The organism is Pseudomonas sp. PGPPP1 (genome assembly GCF_002255865.1).
Taxonomy (GTDB): domain Bacteria; phylum Pseudomonadota; class Gammaproteobacteria; order Pseudomonadales; family Pseudomonadaceae; genus Aquipseudomonas; species Aquipseudomonas cremoris.
This window is the reverse complement of the sequence record NZ_NKIG01000036.1, coordinates 53,933-59,932: the sequence shown is the minus strand read 5'-3', so window position 1 is coordinate 59,932 and position 6,000 is coordinate 53,933. Positions and strand designations below refer to the sequence as shown.

The 6,000-nt window shown below is 61.2% G+C and carries 4 protein-coding genes; 1 reads left to right on the top strand and 3 read right to left on the bottom strand.

Annotated elements, in window-relative coordinates; all coding sequences use genetic code 11:
* On the top strand, positions 1–2,516 hold a 2,516-nt coding region (locus CFE47_RS27645; RefSeq protein WP_286841893.1), incomplete at its 5' end, for a ribonuclease E/G.
* Between the two features lie 181 nt (positions 2,517–2,697).
* Here CFE47_RS27645 and CFE47_RS27640 read toward each other — a convergent pair.
* The 3 genes from CFE47_RS27640 to CFE47_RS27630 form a co-directional block, all read right to left on the bottom strand.
* The gene (locus tag CFE47_RS27640) at positions 2,698–3,288 is read right to left on the bottom strand and encodes a nucleotidyltransferase family protein (protein ID WP_286841891.1); all 591 of its coding nucleotides are present in this window, start codon (positions 3,286–3,288) and stop codon (positions 2,698–2,700) included.
* The gene (locus CFE47_RS27635; protein WP_286841890.1) at positions 3,285–4,271 is read right to left on the bottom strand and encodes an XdhC family protein; all 987 of its coding nucleotides are present in this window, start codon (positions 4,269–4,271) and stop codon (positions 3,285–3,287) included. The genes CFE47_RS27640 and CFE47_RS27635 overlap by 4 nt, the downstream gene beginning before the upstream one ends.
* A gap of 147 nt (positions 4,272–4,418) precedes the next feature.
* A complete protein-coding gene (locus CFE47_RS27630; protein ID WP_185703223.1) occupies positions 4,419–5,750 on the bottom strand; it encodes a dicarboxylate/amino acid:cation symporter in 1,332 nt (443 codons plus the stop codon).
* Between the last annotated feature and the right edge of the window lie 250 nt (positions 5,751–6,000).

Here is a 6,000-nt window from a genome sequence, read left to right as displayed (position 1 = left end):
ACTACCTGCGCCAGGACATCGGCGAAGTGCTGATCGACAGCGTTGAAGCCCAGGACGAAGCCCTGACCTTCATCCGCCAGGTGATGCCGCAGTACGCCAGCAAGATCAAGCTGTACGAAGACAGCGTGCCGCTGTTCAACCGTTTCCAGATCGAAAGCCAGATCGAGACCGCTTTCCAGCGCGTAGTCGAACTGCCTTCCGGCGGCTCCATCGTAATCGACCCGACCGAAGCCCTGGTGTCCATCGACATCAACTCGGCGCGTGCGACCAAAGGCAGCGACATCGAAGAAACCGCCCTGCAGACCAACCTGGAAGCGGCTGAAGAAATCGCCCGCCAGTTGCGCCTGCGTGATATTGGCGGCTTGATCGTGATCGACTTCATCGACATGACCCCTGCCAAGAACCAGCGCGCCGTGGAAGAAAAAGTCCGCGAGTGCCTGGAAGCTGACCGCGCCCGCGTGCAAGTCGGCCGCATCTCGCGCTTCGGCCTGCTGGAAATGTCCCGTCAACGCCTGCGTCCATCCCTGGGCGAGAGCAGCGGCATTGTCTGCCCGCGTTGCAACGGCACCGGCATCATCCGTGACGTTGAATCGCTGTCGCTGGCGATCCTGCGCCTGATCGAAGAAGAAGCCCTGAAAGACCGCACCGCCGAAGTCCGCGCGCAAGTGCCGATCCCGGTTGCAGCCTTCCTGCTCAACGAAAAACGCAACTCGATCACCAAGATCGAACTGCGCACCCGCGCCCGTATCGTCATCCTGCCGAACGATCACCTCGAAACGCCGCACTTTGAAGTGCAGCGTCTGCGTGATGACAGCCCGGAAGCCCATAGCGGCCAGTCCAGCTACGAAATCGCTGCTGCCGCTGCCGAAGTGGAAGAAGTCCAGCCAGCTGCTGCGACCCGCACCCTGGTTCGCCAGGAAGCTGCGGTGAAGACCGCGCCGGCCCGTGCCAACGCACCGGTTCCGACCGAAGTTGCTGCCCCTGTTGCCGCACCGGCCGCCCTGCCTGAGCCAAGCCTGTTCAAAGGCCTGGTGAAGTCGCTGGTCAGCCTGTTCGCCACCAAGGAAGAGCCAGCTGCACCGGTTGTGGTTGAAAAACCTGCCGCCGAACGCCCGGCACGCAACGAAGAGCGTCGCAACGGTCGCCAGCAGAGCCGCAATCGCAACGGTCGCCGCGATGAAGAACGCAAGCCACGCGAGGAGCGTGCCCCACGTGAAGAGCGTGCACCTCGCGAAGAACGTGCACCTCGCGAAGCCCGTGAAGAAACCCCAACCGTAGCCCGTGAAGAACGCGCACCGCGTGAAGAGCGTGCACCACGCACGCCACGTGCACCGCGTGAAGATCGCAAGCCACGCGGCGAACGCGAAGAGCGCGTGCGTGAACTGCGCGAGCCACTGGACGCGGCCCCAGCCGTTGCCGGTGCAGCCGTTGTTGCCGAAGAGCGCCCGGCTCGTCAGCCGCGTGAAGAGCGTGCGCCACGTGAGGAGCGTCAACCACGCGCACCGCGTGAAGAACGTCAACCACGTGCCGAGCAAGCCGCTGCCGCCAGCGAAGAAGAAGTACTGACCGGTGAAGAGCAACTGCAGGAAGATGGTCAGGAAGGCGCCGAAGGCGATCGTCCACGCCGTCGCTCCCGTGGCCAGCGTCGCCGCAGCAACCGTCGTGAGCGTCAACGTGATGCCAACGGCAACGTGATCGAAGGCTCGGAAGAGACCGGCGAGAACGCAGAAGGCGCAACCGACGAACCAAGTGGCGCCGAACTGGCTGCCGGCCTGGCCGTTACCGCTGCCGTTGCCAGCTCGGTCATCAGCGCACCTGCTGAAGCCCAGGCTCACGAGCAGGCTGAGCGCGCTACTGCTGCCGTAGAAGAAACCGTCGCCGTGGAAGCACCGGTTGCCGAGACGCCAGTCATTGAAGCGCCTGTTGTTGAAGCTCCGGCTGTTGAAGCTCCGTCCTTCGAAGCACCGGTTGTCGAAGCACCTGTTGTAGAAGCCACCACCCCGATCGAAGCTCCGGTAGTTCCGGAAGTGGAAGTTGCCCCGGTTCAAGAAGCCTTGCCGGAAGTGGAAGCGGCAGTGGTTGAGCCAGCACCGGTAGCCGAGTCTGAGCCAGTGGTTGAAGCGGTTGTTGAAGCAACGGTTGTCGAAGCAGCGCCAGAAGTTCGCGAAGTTCGTGAAGAACAGACCGCCTTCCAATGGACTGCCGAGCCCGCCGCTCCGGTTGAAGCGCCAGCCCCAGTAGTAGAGGAAGCGCCAACACCGGTTGCCGAAGTCGTGGTTGCCGAGCCTGCCCCAGTGGTTGAGCCTGCTCCAGTCGTCGAGCCAGCACCCGTAGTTGAAGCACCGGTAGTTGCCGAAGTGGCCGCTCCAGTGGTTGAAGCTGCACCTGCTAGCGCCCTGACTGAAAACGGCCGTGCGCCGAACGACCCACGTGAAGTGCGTCGCCGTCGCAAGGAAGCAGAAGCAGCCGCCGCTGCTGCACAGGAAGCAGAACACGAGAGCAAACCTCTGGTCTGATTTCAGCAGTAACTAAAAAGCCCCGCCTGAGTGATCAGGCGGGGCTTTTTTATGGGGCAGATACTGATTCCAATATCTGAAATACATTCAAATGTGGGAGCTGGCTTGCCTGCGATGACGGTGTATCAGTGACAGGTTTTTAGCTGACATACCGCTATCGCAGGCAAGCCAGCTCCCACATTTAGATCGGCTTAAAATTCAAGGACTGCGGCACGTCCACATCCCAGAGCACACCGGGATCTTCAACCAGCACCTCGCTGACCGGCGCCTGCGCAAACAACGACCGCCCTCCACGATCACCGCTCAGCGCGATCAACCCAGGCCCCAGCGCCCGACCAAATCCCACCGGATGCCCGTATTGACCGCCATACATCGGCACGCTGATCCCGCCTTCCTCCAGCCCCTCAATCACCCGCTCCATACTCGACGGCCGAACAAACGGCATATCCCCCAGCACCACCAGCCAGCCATCCGCCGGACCACTGGCCGCAACCGCCGCCGCGATGCTGTCGCCCATTCCGGCCGATTCCAGCAGCAAGACCTCGCAGTCATACGCTCGAGCCAATCGAATCACACCAGAGCGCTCCGGCGAGGTCACCAACCAGCGCCTGACAACGCCTGCAGGCAAATGCCTCAATACCTGTTCGATCACCGGCCTCGTCACGCCATCCAGGCCGACACAATCAGCCAGCAGCTTGTCCTGGTCCGCCCCCGCCTCTGCGCGGAAACGACTGCCCTGCCCCGCCGCCAGCACAATCGCCGTGACAGTCACGGCGCTACTACCGGCAACGGCTTTTTCTGCATCGGTGCCACGCCGTTCTTGATCGCGACAATTTCCGCCATCAACGACAACGCGATTTCCGCCGGCGTATGACTGCCGATATGCAGGCCAATCGGCCCATGCAGACGCGCAATCGCCTCGGCGGACAACCCCAGCGCCGTGAGGGTTTCCCGACGTTTCTGGGTGTTGACCCGCGAACCCAGGGCACCGATGTAGAACGCTGAAGAATTCAACGCGGTGAGCAACGCCATGTCATCCAGCCTTGGATCATGGGTCAGGCAGACGATGGCCGTGCGTTCGTCGGTCTGGATGTTCAGCACCGCCTCATCGGGCATACCCGGCACAAAACGGCCGTGCTGTTCTTCCCAGCCGTAGACAAACTCTTCACGCGGGTCGCAGATCAACACCTCGAAATCCAGCAGGCGCGCCATTTCTGCCACGTAGCGCGACAGCTGCCCGGCGCCGATAAGCAGTAGGCGCCAGCGTGGGCCGTAGATCGCTCGCAGACGCGCTCCGTCAAAACTCACCACGTCGGTCTTGCTCGCGCTGCTGAGGGTGACGTTACCGCTGGCCAGGTCCAACTCTCGAGCGACAATCTCATGGGCTTCACAGCGTGCCAACAACTCGGACACCCATTCCCACTCGACAACGCGCTCTTCGGTCAGTCGCAGGGTGCCGCCACACGGCAGGCCAAACCGCGCAGCCTCGTCACGGGTAACGCCATAGGTCACCAACTGCACCGGCGGCCCATCTTCGGGCAATCGTCCGTCCTGCAGGCGGGCGATCAAGTCATCCTCAATGCAACCGCCGGACACCGAACCGATCACCACCCCATCGCCGCGCAGGGCCAGCATCGCCCCCGGCGGGCGCGGTGCGCTGCCCCAGGTCTGGACCACGCTGTACAACACCACTTGCTGCCCGGCGCGGCGCCACTCCAACACGCTGCGCAGGACGTTCAGATCCACACTGTCCATACCACCTCTCGCAAGCGTTGCAACGAATGAAAGTTCGACTGGCTTTAAAGTAAAAGAATTCAACGTCAGCCGCCAGAAACGCAAACGCCCCGAACAAGTCGGGGCGTTTGTGGAGTCGCTTGGGCGTTAGTTCACGCCAGCAGCGTATTACTTGATGGCAGGCGCCGGGCCTTCGGCTACGCCCAGGTCATCTTCCTGACGAGTCTCGGAGATACCGGTACCGCCAGACGCCAGCTCGCTTTGCAGCTTGTCGGTGTCCAGTTCCTTGACCCACTTGGCCACAACGATGGTGGCAACGGCGTTACCCACCAGGTTGGTCAGTGCGCGGGCTTCGGACATGAAGCGGTCGATACCCAGGATCAGCGCCAGGCCGGCAACCGGCAGGTGGCCTACGGCCGACAGGGTAGCAGCCAGTACGATGAAGCCCGAACCGGTCACACCCGCAGCGCCTTTGGAGGACAGCAGCAGCACCAGCAGCAGGGTGATCTGATGGGTGATGTCCATGTGAGTGTCTGTCGCCTGGGCGATGAACACGGCAGCCATGGTCAGGTAGATCGACGTACCGTCGAGGTTGAAGGAGTAGCCAGTCGGGATTACCAGGCCTACTACGGATTTCTTCGCACCCAGACGCTCCATCTTGATCAGCATGCGTGGCAGTGCGGATTCGGAGGAGGAAGTACCCAGGACGATCAGCAGCTCTTCACGGATGTAGCGAACCAGCTTCAACACGCTGAAACCGTGAGCGCGGCAGATACCGCCCAACACCACCAGCACAAACAGCAGGCACGTGATGTAGAAGCAGATCATCAACTGGCCCAGTTGCACCAGGGAACCTACACCGTAGGCGCCGATGGTGAACGCCATGGCGCCCAGGGCACCGAGTGGCGCGAGCTTCATGATCATGTTGATGATGTTGAACATCACGTGGGCGAAGCGATCGATGAAGTCCAGTACCGGCTTGCCGTAGGCACCCAGGCGGTGCAGGGCAAAACCGAAGATCACCGAGAACATCAACACTTGCAGGATATCGCCGTTGGCGAAAGCGCCGACGATGGTGTTTGGGATCACGTTGAGCAGGAAGCCAACGATGCTCTGGTCTGCACCGGCAGTCACGTAGGCAGCGACTTTAGAGGCGTCCAGGGTGGCAACGTCAATGTGCATGCCGGCGCCCGGTTGCACGACGTTGACCACGATCAGGCCGATCAGCAGGGCGATGGTCGATACGATTTCGAAGTACAGCAGCGCGTAGCCGCCGGTTTTGCCGACCGATTTCATGCTTTGCATGCCAGCGATGCCGCTGACAACGGTGCAGAAGATGATGGGGGCGATGACCATTTTGATCAGCTTGATAAAGCCGTCACCCAGTGGCTTGAGGGCCACGCCGGTCTGCGGGTAGAAGTGACCGAGCAAAATACCGATAACGATTGCAACGATCACCTGGAAATACAGGGATTTGTAGATTGGCTGACGAGTCGTCATTGCAAAATTCCTCAATCGTCCCGTGTGGCAAAGATCCGCCATTGCCCACGACACTTGAATTGCGAACCCTCCTGCACTGGAGGGATTTGTTGTTTGCGAAGCCTCTAGGATCCAAGCCTGCGCTGTAATCTGTATCGCAAACGCCGTGCCACTTTGCTGAAAAACCCTGAAAGCCTTTAGGCATCAGGCCCAAGGCTTTCCGGCCGCCCCGCGAAACGCCAAATAGGGTGGCGGATTTCCGCCCACCCTT

Excerpts from the sequence above, each read along its gene's own strand:
- CFE47_RS27635 (WP_286841890.1), bottom strand. The coding sequence starts at position 4,271 with ATGGACAGTGTGGATCTGAACGTCCTGCGCAGCGTGTTGGAGTGGCGC.
- CFE47_RS27630 (WP_185703223.1), bottom strand. The coding sequence starts at position 5,750 with ATGACGACTCGTCAGCCAATCTACAAATCCCTGTATTTCCAGGTGATC.